The sequence below is a fragment of the Streptomyces sp. NPDC004327 genome (assembly GCF_042873935.1).
In the GTDB taxonomy this organism is placed as follows: domain Bacteria; phylum Actinomycetota; class Actinomycetes; order Streptomycetales; family Streptomycetaceae; genus Streptomyces.
In genome coordinates this window covers 24,027-43,996 of record NZ_JBIAME010000012.1, presented here as the reverse complement: position 1 = coordinate 43,996, position 19,970 = coordinate 24,027, and the positions used below count along the sequence as shown (strand labels likewise).

The 19,970-nt window shown below is 72.6% G+C and carries 15 protein-coding genes; 8 read left to right on the top strand and 7 right to left on the bottom strand.

Annotated features, from left to right (window positions below; genetic code table 11):
* The first annotated feature begins 66 nt into the window (after nt 1–66).
* The 3 genes from ACFYU9_RS33545 to ACFYU9_RS33535 are packed head-to-tail and all read left to right on the top strand — an operon-like array spanning nt 67 to nt 2,940.
* Nucleotides 67–1,206 (top strand): 5-(carboxyamino)imidazole ribonucleotide synthase, encoded by a 1,140-nt coding sequence (locus ACFYU9_RS33545; protein ID WP_389215929.1) that lies wholly within the window; start codon nt 67–69, stop codon nt 1,204–1,206.
* Between the two features lie 34 nt (nt 1,207–1,240).
* On the top strand, nt 1,241–1,738 hold the full coding sequence (purE, locus tag ACFYU9_RS33540) for a 5-(carboxyamino)imidazole ribonucleotide mutase (protein WP_389216069.1): 498 nt from the start codon (nt 1,241–1,243) through the stop codon (nt 1,736–1,738).
* Nucleotides 1,735–2,940 (top strand): dipeptidase, encoded by a 1,206-nt coding sequence (locus ACFYU9_RS33535; RefSeq protein ID WP_389347324.1) that lies wholly within the window; start codon nt 1,735–1,737, stop codon nt 2,938–2,940. Before purE ends, ACFYU9_RS33535 begins: the two co-directional genes overlap by 4 nt.
* A 61-nt stretch (nt 2,941–3,001) precedes the next feature.
* Here the strand turns inward: ACFYU9_RS33535 and ACFYU9_RS33530 are convergent, their stop codons facing one another.
* Nucleotides 3,002–4,339, bottom strand: coding sequence for a UDP-glucose dehydrogenase family protein (locus ACFYU9_RS33530; protein ID WP_389215935.1), 1,338 nt, complete (start codon nt 4,337–4,339; stop codon nt 3,002–3,004).
* 250 nt (nt 4,340–4,589) lie between these two features.
* Here ACFYU9_RS33530 and ACFYU9_RS33525 point away from each other — a divergent pair, with 250 nt between their 5' ends.
* Complete coding sequence (locus ACFYU9_RS33525) at nt 4,590–6,134, top strand: hypothetical protein (RefSeq protein ID WP_389347321.1); 1,545 nt, start codon at nt 4,590–4,592, stop codon at nt 6,132–6,134.
* A gap of 28 nt (nt 6,135–6,162) precedes the next feature.
* Here ACFYU9_RS33525 and ACFYU9_RS33520 read toward each other — a convergent pair whose 3' ends face one another.
* Nucleotides 6,163–7,437, bottom strand: coding sequence for an LCP family protein (locus ACFYU9_RS33520; protein ID WP_389347318.1), 1,275 nt, complete (start codon nt 7,435–7,437; stop codon nt 6,163–6,165).
* Between the two features lie 131 nt (nt 7,438–7,568).
* On the opposite strand from ACFYU9_RS33520, the gene ACFYU9_RS33515 reads away from it, so the two are divergent.
* Complete coding sequence (locus ACFYU9_RS33515; RefSeq protein WP_389215944.1) at nt 7,569–8,102, top strand: acyl-CoA thioesterase; 534 nt, start codon at nt 7,569–7,571, stop codon at nt 8,100–8,102.
* 45 nt (nt 8,103–8,147) lie between these two features.
* Here ACFYU9_RS33515 and ACFYU9_RS33510 read toward each other — a convergent pair whose 3' ends face one another.
* A complete protein-coding gene (locus ACFYU9_RS33510) occupies nt 8,148–9,518 on the bottom strand; it encodes an LCP family protein (RefSeq protein ID WP_389347316.1) in 1,371 nt (456 codons plus the stop codon).
* A gap of 258 nt (nt 9,519–9,776) precedes the next feature.
* Between ACFYU9_RS33510 and ACFYU9_RS33505 the strand changes: the two genes are divergently transcribed.
* Nucleotides 9,777–10,805 (top strand): glycosyltransferase family 2 protein, encoded by a 1,029-nt coding sequence (locus ACFYU9_RS33505; protein WP_389215950.1) that lies wholly within the window; start codon nt 9,777–9,779, stop codon nt 10,803–10,805.
* A gap of 117 nt (nt 10,806–10,922) precedes the next feature.
* Here ACFYU9_RS33505 and ACFYU9_RS33500 read toward each other — a convergent pair whose 3' ends face one another.
* From ACFYU9_RS33500 to ACFYU9_RS33485, 4 genes are all read right to left on the bottom strand, one after another.
* Nucleotides 10,923–12,653, bottom strand: coding sequence for an LCP family protein (locus ACFYU9_RS33500; RefSeq protein WP_389347313.1), 1,731 nt, complete (start codon nt 12,651–12,653; stop codon nt 10,923–10,925).
* Nucleotides 12,654–12,719: 66 nt separating this feature from the next.
* A complete protein-coding gene (locus tag ACFYU9_RS33495; RefSeq protein ID WP_389215956.1) occupies nt 12,720–14,516 on the bottom strand; it encodes an LCP family protein in 1,797 nt (598 codons plus the stop codon).
* A gap of 294 nt (nt 14,517–14,810) precedes the next feature.
* Nucleotides 14,811–15,941 carry an LCP family protein gene (locus tag ACFYU9_RS33490; protein WP_389347310.1) on the bottom strand — a complete coding sequence of 377 codons (1,131 nt, stop codon included), beginning with the start codon at nt 15,939–15,941 and terminating at the stop codon, nt 14,811–14,813.
* 274 nt (nt 15,942–16,215) lie between these two features.
* Nucleotides 16,216–16,971 carry a TIGR03089 family protein gene (locus tag ACFYU9_RS33485; RefSeq protein ID WP_389215962.1) on the bottom strand — a complete coding sequence of 252 codons (756 nt, stop codon included), beginning with the start codon at nt 16,969–16,971 and terminating at the stop codon, nt 16,216–16,218.
* A gap of 136 nt (nt 16,972–17,107) precedes the next feature.
* Here ACFYU9_RS33485 and ACFYU9_RS33480 point away from each other — a divergent pair, with 136 nt between their 5' ends.
* Nucleotides 17,108–18,652 (top strand): N-acetylmuramoyl-L-alanine amidase, encoded by a 1,545-nt coding sequence (locus ACFYU9_RS33480; protein WP_389347308.1) that lies wholly within the window; start codon nt 17,108–17,110, stop codon nt 18,650–18,652.
* A gap of 114 nt (nt 18,653–18,766) precedes the next feature.
* Nucleotides 18,767–19,849, top strand: a complete 1,083-nt coding sequence (locus tag ACFYU9_RS33475; protein ID WP_389215968.1) for a sugar phosphate nucleotidyltransferase — start codon at nt 18,767–18,769, stop codon at nt 19,847–19,849.
* The last annotated feature ends 121 nt before the right edge of the window (nt 19,850–19,970 follow it).

Genomic DNA, 19,970 nt, shown 5'->3' with positions numbered 1-19,970 from the left:
CCCACCCGACCTGTGACAAGACACAGCCGGACGAGGGTCCGCCACTTGTGCGGATACCCTAAGAGGGTGACGTTCCCGGTAGTCGGCATGGTCGGTGGCGGTCAGCTCGCCCGTATGACCCACGAGGCGGGCATCCCCCTCGGCATCAAGTTCAAGCTCCTCAGCGACACCCCGCAGGACTCGGCGGCCCAGGTGGTCAGCGATGTCGTCATCGGCGACTACCGCGACCTGGACACGCTGCGTGACTTCGCGCGCGGTTGTGACGTGATCACCTTCGACCACGAGCACGTGCCCGCGGAGCACCTCGCGGCCCTGGAGGCGGACGGCGTCGTCGTCCGGCCCGGCCGCGCGGCCCTCGCGCACGCCCAGGACAAGGGGGTGATGCGGGCGAGGCTCGACGAGATCGGCGTGCCGAGCCCGCGGCACCGCATCGTGGCCGACCCGGCCGACGCGGCGGCCTTCGCCGCCGAGGGCGAGGGTTTCCCGATCATCCTCAAGACCGTGCGCGGCGGCTACGACGGCAAGGGCGTGTGGTTCGTCCGGTCCGAGGCCGACGCCCACGACGCCTTCAAGGCCGGCGTCGCGGTGCTCGCCGAGGAGAAGGTCGACTTCAGCCGCGAGCTGGCGGCGAACATCGTCCGCTCGCCGCACGGCCAGGCCGTGGCGTACCCGGTCGTCGAGTCCCGTCAGGTCGACGGCGTCTGCGACACCGTCATCGCGCCCGCGCCCGACCTCGACCCCGAGCTGGCCGGACAGGCCCAGGAGCTGGCGCTGCGCATCGCCAAGGAGCTGGACGTCGTCGGCCACCTGGCCGTCGAGCTGTTCCAGACCCGCGACGGCCGCATCCTCGTCAACGAGCTCGCCATGCGCCCGCACAACTCCGGTCACTGGAGCCAGGACGGCGCGGTGACCTCGCAGTTCGCCAACCACGTGCGCGCCGTCCTGGACCTTCCGCTGGGCGATCCGCGCCCGCGCGCGAAGTGGACCGTGATGTGCAACGTCCTCGGCGGCGACTTCCCCGACATGTACTCCGCGTACCTGCACTGCATGGCGCGGGACCCGCAGCTGAAGATCCACATGTACGGCAAGGACGTGAAGCCGGGCCGTAAGGTCGGTCACGTCAACACCTACGGCGACGACCTGGACGAGGTGCTGGAGCGCGCCCGCCACGCCGCCGACTACCTGCGAGGGACGATCGTTGAGTAACCCGGCCGCCGGCACCCCGCTCATCGGCATCGCGATGGGCTCCGACTCGGACTGGACCGTCATGGAGGCCGCCGCCCAGGCCCTCGACGAGTTCGAGATCGCGTACGAGGTCAACGTCCTGTCCGCGCACCGCATGCCGCGCGAGATGATCACGTACGGCGAGGAGGCGGCGGACCGCGGCCTCAAGGCGATCATCGCCGGCGCCGGCGGCGCGGCCCACCTGCCGGGCATGCTCGCCTCGGTCACCCCGCTGCCGGTCATCGGCGTGCCGGTGCCGCTGAAGTACCTCGACGGCATGGACTCGCTGCTCTCCATCGTGCAGATGCCGGCCGGCGTCCCGGTCGCCACCGTGTCGGTCGCCGGCGCCCGCAACGCGGGCCTGCTCGCCGCGCGGATGCTCGCCGCGCACGACCCGGAGCTGCTCGCCCGGATGAAGGACTTCCAGCAGGAGCTCAACGACCAGGCGACGGAGAAGGGCAAGCGGCTGCGGCAGAAGGTCGAGGGCTCGGGCTCCTTCGGGTTCGCCCAGTGAGCACGGCCGCCGACCGTCTGGCGGAGGCCCGGCAGCTGCTGGCCTCGGCCCCCGTCGTCGACGGGCACAACGACCTGCCCTGGGCGCTGCGCGAGCACTGCGGCTACGACCTCGACAAGCTCGACATCGCGGGCGACCAGTCCGGCGCCCTCCACACCGACCTCGCCCGCCTCCGGGCGGGCGGCGTCGGCGCCCAGTTCTGGTCCGTGTACGTGCCCGGCGGGCTCGCCGGCGACCACGCGGTGAGCGCCACCCTGGAGCAGATCGACGCCGTCGACCTGCTGCTCGCGCGCTACGGGGCCGACCTCGCGCCCGCGCTGACCGCCGACGACATGGAGAAGGCCCGCGAGGAGGGCCGGATCGCCTCCCTGAAGGGTGCCGAGGGCGGCCACTCCATCAACAACTCGCCGGCCACCCTGCGCGCCCTGCACGCCCTGGGCGTGCGGTACATGACGCTCACCCACAACGAGAACAACGACTGGGCGGACTCGGCCACCGACGAGCCGCGGCACGGCGGGCTCACCGCCTTCGGCCGCGAGATCGTCCGCGAGATGAACCGCACCGGCATGCTCGTCGACCTCTCGCACGTCGCCGCGACGACGATGCGGGACGCACTCGACACCACCGACGCGCCGGTGATCTTCTCGCACTCCTCGTCCCGGGCGATCTGCGACCACCCGCGCAACATCCCGGACGACGTCCTGGAGCGGCTGCCGGCCAACGGTGGCGTGGCCATGGCGACCTTCGTGCCGAAGTTCATCCTGCCCGCGGCGGTCGAGTGGACGGCCCGCGCCGACGAGAACCTGCGCGCGCACGGCTTCCACCACCTCGACACCACCGCACCGGCGATGGCCCTGCACCGCGCCTTCGAGGCGGACAACCCGCGCCCGATCGCCACGGCCGCCACGGTCGCCGACCACCTCGACCACATGCGCGAGGTCGCCGGCATCGACCACATCGGCATCGGCGGCGACTACGACGGCACGGCGTTCACCCCGTCCGGCCTCGACGACGTCGCCGGCTACCCGAACCTGATCGCGGAACTGCTCGTACGCGGCTGGTCGCACGCGGACCTCGCGAAGCTGACCTGGTCGAACGCGGTACGCGTGCTCCGGGACGCGGAGGCGGTGGCGCGCGAACAGCGGGCGCTGCGGGGCCCGTCGGTGGCGACGCTCAAGTCCTTCGACTCGTCAGCGAAGTGACGCATGCTCAGCGAGGGCCCCGCTCCGGCGGGGCCCTCGGCGCATCCGCGGGGGGCCGGCGTCAGGCCCGCGGCCTGCCCATCGCGCGGTACGTCCAGCCCGCCTCGCGCCACCGCGCCGGGTCCAGGGCGTTGCGGCCGTCGAGGATGACGGGGGAGGAGACGACGGCGGCGAGGGCCGCCGGGTCGAGGGCGTCGCGGAATTCGCGCCATTCGGTGAGGTGGAGGACGACGTCCGCGCCGCGCACCGCGTCGAGCGCGGAGTCGGCGTAGCCGAGGGTGGGGAAGAGACGGCGGGCGTTGGCCATGCCCTTGGGGTCGTAGACGGTGACCTGGCCGCCCTGGAGGTGGATCTGGCCGGCCACGTTGAGCGCCGGCGAGTCGCGGACGTCGTCCGAGTCGGGCTTGAAGGTCGCGCCGAGGACGGCGACCCGCTTGCCGAGGAAGCCGCCGCCGAGGGCCTCGCGGGCCATCTCGACCATGGACGCGCGGCGCCGCATGTTGATGGAGTCGATCTCGCGCAGGAAGGTCAGCGCCTGGTCGGCGCCCAGCTCGCCGGCCCGGGCCATGAAGGCGCGGATGTCCTTGGGCAGGCAGCCGCCGCCGAAGCCGATGCCCGCGCGCAGGAACTTGTTGCCGATCCGCTCGTCGTGCCCGATCGCCTCGGCCAGCTTGGCGACGTCGCCGCCGGCGGCCTCGCACACCTCCGCCATCGCGTTGATGAAGGAGATCTTCGTGGCGAGGAAGGAGTTCGCGGAGGTCTTCACGAGCTCGGCGGTCGGATAGTCCGTCACGACGAACGGCGAGCCCTCGGCCACCGGCACCGCGTACACCTCGCGCAGCACCTTCTCGTACCGCTCGCCGTCCGCACCCTCGGGCACGCCGACGACGAGCCGGTCCGGGTGCAGGGTGTCCTGCACGGCGAAGCCCTCGCGGAGGAACTCCGGGTTCCAGGCGAGCCCGACGCCCTCGGGCAGCAGCGCGGCGAGCCGCTGCGCGGAGCCGACCGGCACGGTCGACTTGCCGACGACCAGGGCCCCTTCGCGGACGACTCCGGCGAGGGAGGCGAAGGCGGCGTCGACGTAGCTCATGTCGCACGCGTACTCGCCGTGCTTCTGCGGGGTGTTGACGCAGACGAAGTGGACGTCGCCGAAGGCGCCGGCCTCCTCCCAGGAGGTCGTGAAGCGCAGCCGCCCGCTGGACCCCTCGATCCCGGCGACGTGCCGCGCGAGCAGCTCCTCCAGGCCGGGCTCGAACATCGGGACGCGTCCGGCGGAGAGCATCTCGATCTTCTCGGGGACGACGTCGAGGCCGAGGACCTCGAAGCCGAGCTCCGCCATGGCCGCGGCGTGGGTGGCGCCGAGGTAGCCGGTGCCGATCACGGTGATCTTGAGGGCCATGCGGTCTCCAGTGAGGAGTCGAGGTCGGGCGGAATGCCTGCCCGAGCATAGTCGGGGCCCGGGCGCGCGCCCGGTAGTGCCCTGTCCCTTCGGGATACCGATCGGTAGTCGCACGGCGTCTGGCCGACAAGCCCCCATCGCGTCGAACGGACGACACGGCCGGCGGTACCGTGTGTCACGCGCCGCCGGCCCCGGGTCCCACCGGGGCGACCGGGCCCGCGTACCGCTCGATCCCAGTGAGGCCCCACCCATGACCGGCGAGTCCGCCCGGCTCCTCCCCGCGACCGCGAACCCCCGCGGGTCCGGAGCGTCCGGCGTGCTGCTCCTCGCGCTGCGCGGCGCGACCGTACTCCTCGCCGTCGGCGCCGTCCTGATGATCGGACGGCTGCCCTGGATCGGCGACCTCGGCGTGCACGCGGCGACCGTAGAGCGGCTGCGGCACGACCTGTTCCACCCCGGCAACCCGATGGTCGACTCGCCCACGGACAGCCCCTACTACTCGCCGTGGACGGTCACCCTCGGCCTGTTCGCCAAGGCCACCGGGCTCGGCACCTTCGACGTGCTGCGCTGCGCCGGCGCCGTCGGGCTGCTTCACCTGGCGACCGGCGTCCGGCGGTTCGTCCGCACCCTGACCCGCCACCCTGCCGCGCCGCCGCTCGCCCTGCTGTGCCTGCTGCTGCTGTGGGGCGCGCGGCCCATCATCTGGAGCGGCTTCGCCGGCCTCATGTCGCTGTCGGCGAACCTCTCCTACCCGAGCACCTTCGCGACCGGCCTCGGCTTCCACTTCCTCGCACTGCTCACGCACGCCCTGCGCCGCCCGGGCACGTCCGTGGCCGCGTACGCCGGACTCGGCGGGCTGTGGGCCGTGCTGACGCTCAGCCACCAGTTCACGGGCGTGGTCTTCACGTTCGGCGCGGCCGGCGTCCTCGTCGCCGCGCGCGTCCCGGCCCGCCGGGCCGCCGTCCTGCGCCTCGGCGCCGCGCTCCTGACCGGGCTCGCGCTGCTCGTGGCATGGCCGTACTACTCCTTCTTCGAGCTCCTCGGCGTCGGCGGCCTGGAGGAGATCCACCGGCCGCTCTACCGGCACCTGGGGTCGCTCTTCACCTTCGTGGTGCCGCTCGGCGCGCTCGCGCTCGCGCTGCGGTGGCGCAGGGACCACCGCGATCCGCTGGTGGTGTGGTGCGCGCTCGGCCTGGCGACGGTCGTCGCCGGCGGACTGCTCGGCAAGTGGTCGCTCGGCCGCACCGAGCCCGCCGTGCTCATGCCCGCGCAGATCGCCGTCGCGCTGTGCGTCCTGGAGGCCGGGGGCCGGCGTTTGCGTACGGGCGCCGGTGTGGTGCTCGCCGCGGCCCTGGCGGTCGGCGTCTGGGCCCAGCGGCACGCCGTGACGTTCGTCGTGCCCGCCGACCGGCTGCCCGCCGCGGTCACCCGGCACGGCTGGCCGCTGTGGAAGCCGGTGGGCTGGGCGATGCGGGACGCCGCCTACGGGGACGTCTTCCTGACCGGCGACCGGCGGGCCGCCGTCACCCTGCCCGCCTACGGCGGCTACACCGTCGCGCCCGGCTACCCGGACTTCTTCCTGCCCGACGAGCGGCGCCGCGTCGCCGACACCGAGCGCTACTTCGCGCCCGGCACCCCGCGCGCCGAACGCCTCGCCGTGCTGCGCCGCTATCACGTGCGCTGGGTGCTCCAGCGGCCCTCGCGCGGCGGGCTCCCGGCCGGGGACCCGGCCCTGCGCGAGGCGGGGACGGGCCCGGACGGCCGGGTGCTGTACGAGGTGACCGGCGCCGGGTGATCGGCGCGGTGTGATCGGCGCGGTGTGATCAGCGGCTCGACGTGACCGTGACCGGCTCGTCGTTCCTGATCTGCTCGACGAGCTGCTTCACCTTCGGCTGGTCCCACCGCAGCGAGTTCTGCGGGGCCGTGCCGTTGATCGGCATGTTCATCGACTTGCCGCTGCCGCCGCTGATGCCCTTCATCGCGAAGAACATCTGCGCCAGGTCGTACAGCGACATGTCCTTGTCCACGATCAGCGTGTCCAGGCCCGCGCCCAGCGTCGGGTACAGCTTGAACGGGTTGAGGATCGTGCCCGGCGTCGCCGCCTGGTTGGCGAGCGCCGACAGGAACTTCTGCTGGTTCTTGGTGCGCTGGAGGTCCGACTCGGCGAAGGCGTAGCGGGTACGGACGAAGGCCAGCGCCTGCTCGCCGTCGAGGGTCTGCGTGCCGGCCTGGAAGTCGGCGCCGGACTTCTTGTCCTTGAAGCCCTTGTCGATGTTCATCTCCACGCCGCCGAGCGCGTCCACGATGTTCGCGAAGCCGGCGAAGCCGATCTCCGCGTAGTGGTCGATGCGCAGGCCGGTGTTGAACTCGACGGTGCGGACGAGCAGCTCCGGGCCGTCCATCGCGTAGGCCGCGTTCAGCTTGGAGCCGCCGCGCTGGGCGTACTTCTTGCCGGACTCCGAACCGACGAACGACGGGATCGTCACCCAGGAGTCACGCGGCAGCGAGACCATCGTGTTCCCGCTGGAGCAGGCCGCGAGGATCATCATCGAGTCGGTCCGCTTGCCCTCGGCGGAGCCGGTGTGCAGCTTCTTCTTCTCCTCGGCCGACATGCCCTCACGGCTGTCGGAACCGACGATCAGATACGTGGTGCAGTCGCCCTCCGACGGCCGCTCGATGACCTTGGAGAGGTCGACCTCGTTGCGCATCCGCGAGCTGGCCCAGGCGTACGTGCCGGCGCCCCAGCCGACGACGGCGACGACGAGCACGATCGAGCCGATCTTGATCCGGCGGCCCCAGTTCGGGGCGGGCCGCCCGCCCGCGGGGCGCGGGTCGTACTGCGGAGGCACGGTGCCGCGGCCGCCGTGGCCGGGGCCCTGCGGGCCGCCGTAGACCTGGCCGTCGCTGTAGCCGGAGTCGTAGCCGGTGCCCTGCGCCTGCGTGAAGCTCGGGTTGTAGCCCTGGTCGTAGCCCTGACCGCGCTGCTGGCCGTACCCCTGGCCGTACTGCTGCTGGGGCTGCTGCGGGGGGACCTGCGGCCGCTGCACGTGGCGCATCCGGCGGGGTCCCTCGGGCTGGGCGTCGGGCCAGTCATTCATGCGGACCAGTGTGCCGTCCGGCCCGGCGCGGCCGACAGGGCGGGTGGGGAATCGGGTCGGCGCTGTTGCCAAGCTGATGCAAAGCGGACCGGGCCGGGACCGGTGCCAAGGCCGGGCATAAGGTAGAGGGCATGACAGATCAGGGCGACATCCCGGGCAAGCCCACTTCGGCCTCCCGCACCACGCTCAGCCACATCATGACCAGCCACGACACCAACCTCCTCGGTACGGTGCACGGCGGCGTGATCATGAAGCTGGTGGACGACGCGGCGGGCGCGGTGGCCGGCCGGCACTCGGGCGGCCCGGCCGTCACCGCGTCCATGGACGAGATGGCGTTCCTGGAGCCGGTCAGGGTCGGCGACCTGGTGCACGTGAAGGCCCAGGTCAACTGGACCGGCCGGTCCTCGATGGAGGTCGGCGTACGGGTCATGGCAGAGCGCTGGAACGAGTCCACGCCCGCCACCCAGGTCGGCTCCGCCTACCTCGTCTTCGCCGCCGTCGACGGCGACGGCAAGCCCCGCCCGGTCCCGCCGGTCGTCCCGGAGACGGAACGCGACAAGCGCCGCTACCAGGAAGCCCAGATCCGCCGCACCCACCGCCTGGCCCGCCGCCGCGCGATCAGGGAACTGCGCGAGCAGCGCAGGGCCGACGGCTACGAGGACTAGGGCGCGCCCCGACCCTGATCCACCGGACCCCTGCCGCCCCACCCCCTACGGGCACACCACCTGGTCTCCCCTGACCGCCTCGAACTGCCCCGACTGCGCCTCCCGCGCCCGCACCGGCGTCACGCCCCGGTAGTCCGCGCCCACCGTCACCTCCAGCGTCCCGCCCTGCCCCGGCACCGGCCGCAGCTCGGCCCCCGGCAGGGCCGCTGCCAGGGACTTCGCCGAGCGGTCCCAGCGCGGGTCGTACGCGATGACGGTCCGGGCGTGCTCCTGCCCGCCCGCGCCGGTCCGCGGCGCCCGCGTCGTGTCGAAGCCGGTGCCGCGCAGCGCCGTGTCGACGCGCCCGCCGAGCCCGTCGGTGCGGGTCCCGTTGTAGACCTGCACGCGGACCGTCTTCGGGGCGACGTCGACGTCGGCCGGCCGCGGCCCCTTCGGCGCCGCGGGCCGGGCCGGGGCGAGCGGCCGGTCGTCGCGCAGCGACTGGAAGAGCTTCTGCGCCTTGGCCGCGTCCCACTTCACCGTGGAGCCGATGCCCTTCACGTCGAAGCTCATCTCGCCGATCGGCACCGACACGAACTCCGACGACGCCGGCGTGAACCCGTGCATCGCCTTCGCGAGCGCCAGCATCTGCTCCGTGCCGAATCCCTGGTCCGCGCGCACCGAGCTCAGCATGCTCGACGCGACCTCCCGGAACCGCACCGGGTTCAGCAGCACCCCGCCGCTGGTGATCCGGTCGATCAGCGCCGCCAGGAACTTCTGCTGGCGCTGCATGCGCCCGATGTCCGCGGCCCCGTCGACATGGCGGGAGCGCACGTACTGCAGCGCCTGCCCGCCGTCCAGGTCGTGCGGCCCGGCGGGCAGGTCGAGGCCGGTGTAGGAGTCCTTGAGCGGCTTGGTGGTGCAGATCTGCACGCCGCCGACCGCGTCGACGGTCCGCATGAAGCTGGTGAAGTCGACCTCCACGTAGTGGTCGATCTTCACCCCGGTCATCGACTCGACGGTCCGCACGGTCAGCCCGGGCCCGCCCTCCGCGTACGCGGCGTTCAGCTTCACCGGGTGCGCGCGGTGGTGCCGGCCGGTGGTGAGGTCGGTGTGCTCGGGCATCTCGGCGTACGAGTCGCGCGGCAGCGAGACGACGCTGGCCCGCTCCCGGTCCTCGGAGATGTGGACGAGCATGATGGTGTCCGTGCAGTGGCAGGGCGCGCCGCCGAGCCGGTACTTCCGCCGCTCCTCCTCGGTGATCTTGTCGCGTCCGTCGGTGCCGACGAGCAGCACGTTCATGCCGTGCCCGGCCTGCGGGCGGTTCTTCATGTCCTTGAACGGGTCGATCCGGGTGATGCCGGTGTCCAGGCTGGTCACCACCGCGTGCCCGATGCCCCCGGCGGCGAGCACGACCACCGAGAGCGTCGTCGCCATCCGCGTCCCCCACCGGGTCCGTCTGCGGTGCCGCGGCCGCCGGCGTGCCGGCGCGGGCGCCGGTACGCGGCGGGCCGGGGGCCGGGGGCGGGGCGTGCGGGGCGGGCGGGGCGGTGTGGGCACCGGGGGACACCTCCGCGGGTGAGGCGGGTGAGACAGGGCAGACCGTGAGCACGGTAGGCCCATACGACGATCGCAAGGCCGTGTCCGCCGGACGGCGCGCGCCCGTGTCCCCCGTTCGCGGTAACGTGTCGGGCGATGAACGCCAATCCCCCTGTGTCTGTGATCATGCCGGTCCTCGATGAGGAGCGGCATCTGCGCAACTCGGTCCGTCACATCCTGGAGCAGGAGTACGACGGCGAGATGGAGGTGGTGATCGCGCTCGGGCCGTCCACGGACCGCACCGACGAGATCGCCGCCGAGCTCGTACGGGAGGACCCGCGCGTCCACACCGTGCCGAATCCCACCGGCCGCACGCCCGCCGCCCTCAACGCGGCGATCAAGGCGTCCCGCCACCCGATCGTGGTCCGCGTCGACGGCCACGGCATGCTGTCGCCCAACTACATCGCGACCGCCGTCCGCCTCCTGGAGGAGACGGGCGCGATGAACGTCGGCGGCATCATGCACGCCGAGGGCGAGAACGCCTGGGAGGACGCGGTCGCCGCCGCGATGACCTCGAAGATCGGCGTCGGCAACGCGGCCTTCCACACCGGCGGCCAGGCGGGCCCGGCGGAGACCGTCTACCTGGGCGTGTTCCGGCGCGAGGCGCTGGAGCAGCAGGACGGCTACAACGTCGAGTTCATCCGCGCCCAGGACTGGGAGCTGAACTTCCGCATCCGCGAGGCCGGCGGCCTGATCTGGTTCTCGCCGGAGCTGCGCGTGCAGTACCGGCCGCGGCCCAGCGTCCGCGCGCTCGCGAAGCAGTACAAGGACTACGGCCGCTGGCGGCACGTCGTCGCCCGCTACCACGAGGGCTCCATCAACCTGCGCTACCTGGCCCCGCCGACCGCCGTCTGCGCGATCGCCGCGGGCCTCGTGGTGGGCGCCACCCTCACTCCGCTGGGCTTCGTGATCCCGGCCGGCTACCTCGCCGCGATCACCGCGGGCTCGATCCCGGCCGGCAAGGGCCTCTCGCTGAAGGCCCGGCTGCAGATCCCGGTGGCCCTGGCGACCATGCACATGTCGTGGGGCTTCGGCTTCCTGACCAGCCCGCGCTCGCTGGCGCGGAAGGTCATCGCGAGCAAGCGCCCGGCCGTGAAGAACGTGCAGGCCGACGAGACCGTCTGAGTCCTTCGCACATCGTCCTTCGCACATCCGGACGCGAGCACGGATACGCGTACGGCGACGGCCGGGCCCCTTCGCGGGGAGCCCGGCCGTCGCCGTACGCGGTGATCCGTCAGCGGGTCAGCTCTTGCCGTCCCACTTGTAGACCGAGTAGACGTCCATGCAGTCCGTCTTGTCGTTGGCGCCCTCCGGCAGGTCGCCGGCCGCCACCGCCGATCCCTTGTAGGCCGTGCCCTCGCGCCAGTCCGCGCCGACGACGAGCGTGACGCGCTCGACCTCGGCGTCGGGGCGGGCCGCCGTCTCCGGCAGACCGAGCGCCACCGCCACGGACACGGCGTTGGCCTTGGCCTGGTCGCCACCGCTCTTCGGGTAGAGCACCACGCTGTCGCCGCGCGGCCGGGACTCGCGCGAGGACTCGGCGCGGGTGAAGCCCTTGCCGGTCAGTTCGCCGGCGATGGTGCGGGCCCGGCCCGGGACCGGCGACCGGCTGTCGCTGCCGGTGCCGTTGACGACCGTGACCCCGAAGGAGCCGGGCGCCTCGGCGGTGGCCGCCGGCTTCGCGGAGACGGGGGCCGTCGGCTTCGCCTTCTTCGGGTCGCCGTTCTTGTCGAAGGCGACGTCGTCGCGGAGCATCGACCACATCTTGTCGGCCTTCGACGGCACCACCTGGAGCCATGCCTTCGGGTTCGGCGGGTACGGGTCCGTCGGGACCGTCGCCGTCGTCAGCCGGTTCAGCTTCACGTTCTTCAGCTGCATCGACAGGTCGAAGAGCTTCTTCACGGTGCCGATCTCGTCGGAGACCTGGAACGCGTTGACGGCGGCCTCGGCGAGCCCCATCAGGCGCGGCGTGTCCGTCCAGGCGTCCTGCTCCTGGAGCTTCTTCATCAGACCGTTCATGTACATGTGCTGCGCCTGGGCGCGGCCCTGGTCGTTGCCCCAGGCATGCCGGGTGCGCAGCCACTGCAGGGCCTGCTCGCCCTGGATCTCGGTCGTGCCGGCCTTCAGCTTGAGGTGCGAGCCGCCGGGCGCCGCCGGGGTCGGCCGGTCGTACACGCCGGTCTTGACGCAGACCGGGACGCCGCCGACCACGTCGGCCATGTCGACCACACCCGCGAAGTCGACCATCATCCAGTGGTCGATGTAGACCCCGGTGAGCTTCTCCCAGGTGGTGAGGGTGCAGCCCGGGCCGCCGCGGCTCAGCGACTCGTTGATCGGCCGGTTGGTGGTCTCGGGGTACTTCTTGCCCTTCTCGTCCCGGCACTCGGGGATCTTCACGACCGTGTCGCGCGGGATGGACACGAGCGAGGCGTTCTGCCGGTCGGCCGAGACGTGCAGCAGCATCTGCACGTCGGCGAGCGGCGGCCGGTCCCGGTCGTTCTTGCCGCCGCCGAGCGCCACGTTCCTCGGGTCGCTGCGGTCGTCGGAGCCGATGAGCAGGATGTTCAGCGGGGTGTCGCCGAGCGCGGTCGGCTTCGTCACACCGCTCTCGCCGCCCGCGCGCCCACCGCTGCGGATCATGTCGTTGAGGTGCTGGTAATACAGGTATCCGGCGCCGGCCGTGCCGAGTATCAGCAGCGACAGCGTGATGGCCACCCAGCGGAATATCCGCCGCTTGCGGGACTTCTTGGCGCCCCGCTTGGGTGAACCGCCGCGCTGGCGCGCCGAACGGCCCGTGCCGTCACCGCCCTTGCCGTCGCCGGAACCGCGCCCGCCGCGCCGGGCACCGGGCACGCCGCCGCCCGGAGCGGCCTCGGCCGTCCCGTCCTCGTAGAGACTCTCGTCCCAACCCAACTCGCGGGTGCGCGGGACGCGTTCCCGCGCCCCCTCCCCACGCACACTGCTCTGTCCCACCCCAGGTCTCCTCGTCGCTCAGCTGCGGCGCTTGGCCAGACGACCGGAGAGCCCGGTCGGTTCCAGCTACTTGGCGCACACCTGCTTGTCTGCCGTCTGTGCACCTTCCGGCGCCTTCGCCGGACCGGTGAGGGGCACCCCCGCGCCCTTGAAGTCCGCGCCGAGGACGAGCGTCATCGGCTCGCGCTCCCCGGCGTCCTGCGTGCCCGGCTTGAGAGCCGAGGCGGGCAGGCCCATCAGGTCCGCGAGTTCGCGGGCCTGGTCGGCCTGGTTCGGTGCGTACGTGAGCGTGGTGGTCGCCGCCTTCTCGGGGGCGTTGCTCTTGTTGGACGACCGGGTCACGCCGTGCTCGTTCTGCAGCCAGTCGATGGTCTTCTGCGCCGCGCCGGTCATGCCGCTGCCGTTGTAGACGTCGACCCGGACCTCGTGGGCGGTGGAGCGCTTGCCCTCCAGGAGCTTCGCCTGCGCCTGGTTCTTGGCGTTCTTGGCGTCCTGCTCCTTCTTCTTCACCTCGCTCAGCGAGGTGTCGGACTGGAGCATCTCGAAGAGCCGCGGCGCCTTCACCGGGTCGGGGACCACGGTCGCCCGCTTGTTCGGCGGCTCGTCCGGGTTGTCGATGACCGGCATCGTGGTGAAGGTGATGTTCTTGGCGTCGATGTTCGTCAGCTCGCCGGCCAGGGACTTGAGCTTGGAGATGCTCCCTATGCCCTTGTCGACGGTGAGCGCCTTGGTGGCGGCGTCGGCGAGGTCGTACAGCTTGGTCGGCGACGTGAGCGTCTCGTCCGACTTCATCTGACGGATCATCGAGCTGAGGAACTGCTGCTGGGTCTTGATCCGGCTCAGGTCGCTCTCGTCGCCGAAGCTGTGCCGGGTGCGCACGAAGGCGAGGGCCTGCTCGCCCTCGATCGTCGACTCGCCGGCCGGCAGCTTGAGGTGCGACTTGGGGTCGTCGACCGGATGCGCGAGGCAGACCTTCACGCCGCCGACGGCCGTCGTCATCTCCTTGACGGCGTTGAAGTCGGCCATCATGAAGTGGTCGACGGTCAGCCCGGTGACCTCCTTGACCGTGGCCATGGTGCAGCCCGGGTCGCGGCCGTCCTGGCCGAGGCTCGTGTTGAAGCGCACCTTCGACTGGCCGGGGATCTTCTTGACGCTCCCGTCCGGCTGCTTGGTCTCGCACTCGGGGATGTCGATGACCAGGTCGCGGGGGATGGACATCGCCGTGGCGTTCGTCCGGTCCTTGGAGACGTGGAAGAGGATGTTGGTGTCGGCGTGGCCGACGCTGTTCTTGTCGCCGTAGCCCTCGTTGCCCGCACCGGTCCGCTTGTCGGTGCCGATGATCAGGATGTTGAAGGGCTGGCCCTCCTGGAAGCCCTCGGTGCCGCCGGCCACGTCGATGGTGTTGATGTTGCCGTCGAAGTGCTCGTAGAGCGCGTACACGCCGACGGCGCCGGCCACGAGGACGAAGGCCATCGTGCCGCCGGTCCAGAGCAGGACCTTCTTCTTGCGCGACTTCTCCGGCCGGCGTTTGCGGCGGCCCGCGAGGGGCGGCTGCCGGTCGGCGGGCTCGGGGGCCCGGCGGCGGCGCTGCCCGGGCACGGGCGGGGCGGCCTCGGTGGCGCGGTCCTGGTGGCCGGACCGGCCCTGCGCGGGCCGCTCCTGCGGGCGGGATCTCTGTCCCGGAGGGGTGGCCGCGTCGCCGCGCGAGGGGCGGGGCCGGGGGCGGGGAGAGGCGGTGGGCTGCTGCGACCGCTGCCCTGCGGAGCGGTCCAGTCGCAGTTCGTAGTTGCCGGTCTGCGGGTTGAAGACCCACTGGTCGGCGGGGTCGATCTCGTCCGCCCGTCCACGGCTGTGCGCGTCCACGGTTCCTTGAGTCCTCCGTCGGTACCGCCCGAGGCGCCTCCCCCTCAAGCGCTCGGTCGTTCGGTCCTTCGAGTGCGCGACCATGCGGTCGGCTGCACCGGATCGCGTCACACTATCCGCCCAGTTCAGCGTGGGGCGACGCCCGTGACAAATTCCACGCCCCTTACAACCGGGCAATTCGCTCAAACCTCATCCAGGGCCGTCCTCCCCTTGGCTCCGCCTTTACGAAACGCACAGGAAGCGCGCCGGCGGACGCCCCGGATCGCGCCCCGGCGGACGCATCGGCGGGCGCCCTCAGTGGCAGGAACCCTCCGCCGCGTTCCGTCCCGTGAAGGACGGCGTCGCCGAGGCGTCGGGCCCGTCGCCGGTCCCGTCCGGCTCCCCCTTGTCGCCCGCGTGCACGGTCACGGGCAGGTCGGCACGCAGCCGGGCGAAGAGCTGGTCGGCGGCGGGCTGCACCAGTTCGTCCCGGTTCGCGTTGTACGTGTAGGGGCGCCGCGGCACCGTCAGGAACTGCACCTTGTCGGTCGGCACGGCCCGCATCGAGCGCGCCAGGTCGTACAGGTCGCGCAGCGACGCGAGCCCCGGGTCGGTGGTGATCGACTTCGTGGCCGCGTCCAGGACCGGATAGAGCTTGGTCGGGTTGAGCAGCACGCCGTCGCTCTGCACCTTGTTGACCAGGGCGCCGAGGAACTGCTGCTGGCGGTCCATCCGCTCGGTGTCGCTGCCGTTCCCGAGCGACTTGCGCGCCCGTACGAAGCCGAGCGCCTGCTCGCCGTGGAGGGTCTGGCGGCCGGCCGGCAGCTTCAGATGGGCGTCCTTGTCGTCGATCGGCTCCTTGAGGCAGATCTCCACCCCGTCGACCGCGTCCACCATCTCCTTGAAGCCGCGGAAGTCGACCACCATGTGGTGGTCGATCCGGATGCCGGTCAGCTTCTCCAGGGTGCGGATGGTGCAGGCGGTGCCGCCGAACTCGAAGGCCCAGTTGAACTGTGCGAACTGCTCCCGCGTCATGCCCTTGTCCGGCTTCGTGCAGCTCGGGATCCGCACCATCAGGTCGCGCGGGATCGACACGGCCGTGGCGCCGGCCCCGTGCGCGGAGATGTGCAGCAGGATCGTGGTGTCCGAGCGCTGCGTGCCCGAGTTCCGGCCGTACGCGTCGTTCCCGGCGCCGGTGCGGGAGTCCGAGCCGATCAGCAGGATGTTCCGCGCCGCGTTCACCGCGGGCGACGGCCGCTCCTTCTCGTACTTCCGCAGCTCCGCGTCGGCCGTCGTGTCGGTGGTGATGTTCCCGTTCAGCTTCCGGTACGCCCACCAGCCCACCCCCGCCGCCGCGAGCACCACGACCGCCGCGGCCAGCGCCACCCAGCGCAACCAGTGCCGCTTGCGCTTGGCCCCGGCGGGCGAGTCTGCGCTGTCCGTCACGTCTGCGTCCGTCCTCGTGGCGTCTCGGAAGGAGTCAGTACCCCCTGGCCGATCATGACCCGGACGGGGCGCCGGAGGGCGCCCGGGCGGCGCGTCGGTGGGCCGGACGGGTGACGGTGCCCTCGTGCGGGCCGCGCGGGCCGGGGCTCCTGCCGTCGTACGGGCCGCGCCTTGGCCGGGGGCTAGCGCCCTCGCAACGCGAGGACGCGGCGCCCTCGTGGTGCGTTCAGCCCGCCGGTGTCAGCGTGACCCGCGCCCTCGCCGCGGAGAGCGTTCAGTCCGCCAGCGTCAGTGCCACCCGCTCGCTCTCCACCCGCTTCGCCAGCCCCTCCGCGTCGAGGCGGTCCAGGTGGCGGCACAGCACCACCGACCCGCCCGACGCCAGGGAGGCGTACAGCCCGGCCGAGACGCCGGCCCAGGTGTCGTACGGCCGGCCGGACAGCACCCGGGAGCCCGGCCCGAGGCCGAGCTCCGCCGCGTCCGCACGCGCGCGCTCGACGAGCTGGGCCGCCGTCAGCTCCGTGCCGTCGACGACGAGGGCGGGGGCGTCCGGGTCGACCGGCACGAAGGGCGCGAAGCGGTCGCCCTGGCCGGGGACCTCGACGGCGTAGTCGGCGTAGCCGGCCGGCGGGGCCGGGAAGCGGCGGCCGAGCGGCGCGAGGGAGAGCGCGACGCGGTCGCCGGTGCAGGCGAGGCCGGCCTCCAGGGTGTCCGGCCCGGCGACGACGTAGTCCGCGTCGGCCGGGTCGCCGCCCAGCTCGGCGGTCACGCCGACGGACGCGCAGGCGAGCAGCCACACCGCGGTCTGCCAGTGCGCGGGCAGCAGCAGCGCGAGCCGGTCGCCGGGGGAGGCGGACAGCTCGCCCTGGAGCAGGTTGGCGGTCTTGGCCACCCAATTGGCGAAGGTGGCCACGGACAATTCCACGCGTTCACCGGTGGCGTCGTCGTAGAAAGTGACCAAGGGGCGGGCCGGGTCCGCGGCGAGCGCGGATCGCAGCAGGTCGGCGGGGGTGCGGTCGCTGGCGTTCACGCGGGCAAGGGTACGCGCGAGGGCGCGGCGGGTCCGCCGTACCGGTGACGCCGTCCACCGGTCGGACCGACGGTCCGTCAGTTCGCCCGCGGATTCCCGACGGGCGGAACCGGGGCGCGGTACGGACGATCGCTCCATGCGTGCCTACCTCGCCTCCTCGATCGCCGTCACCTGTGCGGCGGCCCTCGCCCTGCCGCTCTCCCTGGCGACCGCGACCCCGGCCGGCGCCGGGCCGGCGGCAGCCGCTTCCGCGTCCGGGAACGTGAACCCGGCGGGCGCCGGGCTCGCGGGCTCCACCCAGTCGCTCCCGCTCGAACCCCTCGCCCCCGACGGCGCCCCGCGCGGCCGCGGCTCCGGCTTCGCCGCCCCGGCCGAGCGGGGACTGACCCGCCGTGAGGTCCGGCCCTTCTCGCTCGTGGGCGTGGTGTGGGACGACCCCCGAACGCCGCTGCACGGCAGCGTGCAGGTCCGCACCCGGGCCGCGGCGGGCGGCGCCTGGTCGGACTGGCAGGACGTGGAGACCCACAACGACGAGCACGGTGCCGACCCGAACACCGCCGAGGGCCGCTCGGCCGCCCGGCGCGGCTCGACCGCGCCGCTGTGGGTCGGCGACTCGGACGGCGTCGAGATCCGCGTCCACCCGGAGTACCGGGCGGCGCACGCGCTTCCGGCGGGCCTGCGCCTGGAACTGGTGGACCCGGGCCCGGAGACGGCCGGGGAGCGGGAGGCGGAGCCGTACGAGGCCACGGAGGCGGCGGGTCCGACGGCGGCCACCGACGCCGGGGCGCCCGCCGGCCAGGATGCTCGGGCGCACACCGCCACCGACGCGCGGGCGCTCGCCGCCGCCAACGCCGGGGCGCACACCGCCACCGACGCCGGGGCGCCCGCCGGCCCGGGCGCGCGGACTCCCGCCGCCACCGACGCGCGGGCGCTCGCCGCCGGCGACGCGCGGGCGCTCGACCGGGCCGGCTCCCGGGCCGCCGCCGTCACCGACGGCACGGTCCTGCCCGCCCTCACCCGCGCGCAGACCCTGGCGACCGTCCCGGGCACGCGCGCGGTCGCGAAGGCGCCGTTCATCGGCCCGCGGCCGAAGATCATCACCCGCAAGGGCTGGGGCGCCGACGAGAAGATGCGCGAGCGCGGCTTCGTCTACACCAAGACGATCAAGGCGGCGTTCATCCACCACAGCGCCACCGGCAACAACTACACGTGCCGTCAGGCACCCGCCGTCCTGCGGAGCATCTACCGCTACCACGTGAAGAGCCTCGGCTGGCGGGACTTCGGCTACAACTTCGCCGTCGACAAGTGCGGAAACATCTACGAGGGCCGGGCCGGCGGCGTCGGCAGGGCGGTGATGGGCGCGCACACCCTCGGCTTCAACACCAACAGCATGGGCATCGCCGTTCTCGGCACCTACGGCGGCACCACTCCACCGGCCGCGGCGGTGTCCGCGATCGCACGGCTGACCGCGTGGAAATTGGGGCTGTATGGGGTGAATCCGAACGGAACGACGTATCTCACCTCAGGAGGCGGAAACCTCTATAAAAAGGGCAAGAAGGTCAAGTTCCATGTGATCGCAGGGCACCGCGACGGCTTCGCGACCGAGTGCCCGGGCGGGCGGCTCTACAACAAGCTCGGCACCGCCCGGTCGGCATCGGCGAAGTACCAGGGAAGGCGCTGATGAGGTCATGGACTCAACCATCTGCATAAACTGACCGGTCATATCGTACGGACGGCCGAACGAACGCCGACCCCGGCGACGAGACCGGACCCGAACAGGAAGCAGAGACGACAGGTGACCGAAGCGATTCTCCTGGTCGGTGGCAAAGGCACCCGGCTGCGTCCCCTGACGGTCAACACCCCCAAGCCGATGGTCCCGGCGGCGGGCGTTCCCTTCCTGACCCACCAGCTGGCCCGGGCCCGGGCGGCCGGCGTCGACCACATCGTCCTCGCCACCTCCTACCTGGCCGAGGTCTTCGAGCCGTACTTCGGCGACGGCTCGGCGCTCGGGCTCAGCATCGAGTACGTCACCGAGGAGGAGCCGCTCGGCACCGGCGGCGCCATCCGCAACGTCGCCTCCCGGCTGCGCTCCGGACCCGAGGAGCCCGTCCTCATCTTCAACGGCGACATCCTCACCGGCCTCGACATCCGCGCCCTCGTCGCCACCCACGAGTCCTCCGGCGCGGACGTGTCCCTGCACCTCACCCGGGTCGACGACCCGCGCGCCTTCGGCCTGGTGCCGACCGACCCGACCGGGCGCGTCACGGCGTTCCTGGAGAAGCCGCAGACGCCCGAGGAGATCGTCACCGACCAGATCAACGCGGGCGCCTACGTGTTCCGGCGCTCCGTCATCGACTCCATTCCGGCGGGCCGTCCGGTCTCCGTCGAACGCGAGACCTTCCCCGAGCTGCTCGCCTCCGGCGCGCACCTCCAGGGCATGGTCGACTCCACGTACTGGCTCGACCTCGGCACCCCGCAGGCCTTCGTCCGCGGCTCCGCCGACCTCGTCCTCGGCCGCGCCCCGTCCCCGGCCGTCCCCGGCCGCTGCGGCGACCGCCTCGTGCTCGACACCGCCCGCGTCGCCGCCGACGCCAAGCTCACCGGCGGCACGGTCATCGGCCCCGGCGCCGTCATCGGCTCCGGCGCCCGCATCAACGGCTCCACCGTCCTCGCCGGTGCCGTCGTCGAGGACGGCGCCGTCATCACCGACTCCCTCGTCGGCACCCGCGCCCGCATCGGCGCCCGCACGATCCTCACGGGTGCGGTGATCGGCGACGCGGCGGACATCGGCCCCGACAACGAGCTCCGCGACGGCGTCCGCGTCTGGTGCGACGCCAAGCTCCCGGGCGGCGCGGTCCGCTTCAGCTCGGACCAGTAGAACGCCGGCGCGAGCCCAGCCCGGGGCCGGTTCGGACCAGTGGGACGCCAGCGCGAGCCCAGCCCGGGGCCGGTTCGGACCAGTGGGACGCCGGCGCCAGCCCCGCGCGGGGCTACGCTCG

Bases quoted from the DNA above. Each gene is read 5' to 3' on its own strand.
- ACFYU9_RS33520 (WP_389347318.1), bottom strand. From the start codon at position 7,437: ATGAATGACTGGCCCGACGCCCAGCCCGAGGGACCCCGCCGGATGCGC.
- ACFYU9_RS33505 (WP_389215950.1), top strand. From the start codon at position 9,777: ATGAACGCCAATCCCCCTGTGTCTGTGATCATGCCGGTCCTCGATGAG.
- ACFYU9_RS33515 (WP_389215944.1), top strand. From the start codon at position 7,569: ATGACAGATCAGGGCGACATCCCGGGCAAGCCCACTTCGGCCTCCCGC.
- ACFYU9_RS33525 (WP_389347321.1), top strand. From the start codon at position 4,590: ATGACCGGCGAGTCCGCCCGGCTCCTCCCCGCGACCGCGAACCCCCGC.
- ACFYU9_RS33480 (WP_389347308.1), top strand. From the start codon at position 17,108: ATGCGTGCCTACCTCGCCTCCTCGATCGCCGTCACCTGTGCGGCGGCC.
- ACFYU9_RS33530 (WP_389215935.1), bottom strand. From the start codon at position 4,339: ATGGCCCTCAAGATCACCGTGATCGGCACCGGCTACCTCGGCGCCACC.
- ACFYU9_RS33510 (WP_389347316.1), bottom strand. From the start codon at position 9,518: ATGGCGACGACGCTCTCGGTGGTCGTGCTCGCCGCCGGGGGCATCGGG.
- purE (WP_389216069.1), top strand. From the start codon at position 1,241: ATGGGCTCCGACTCGGACTGGACCGTCATGGAGGCCGCCGCCCAGGCC.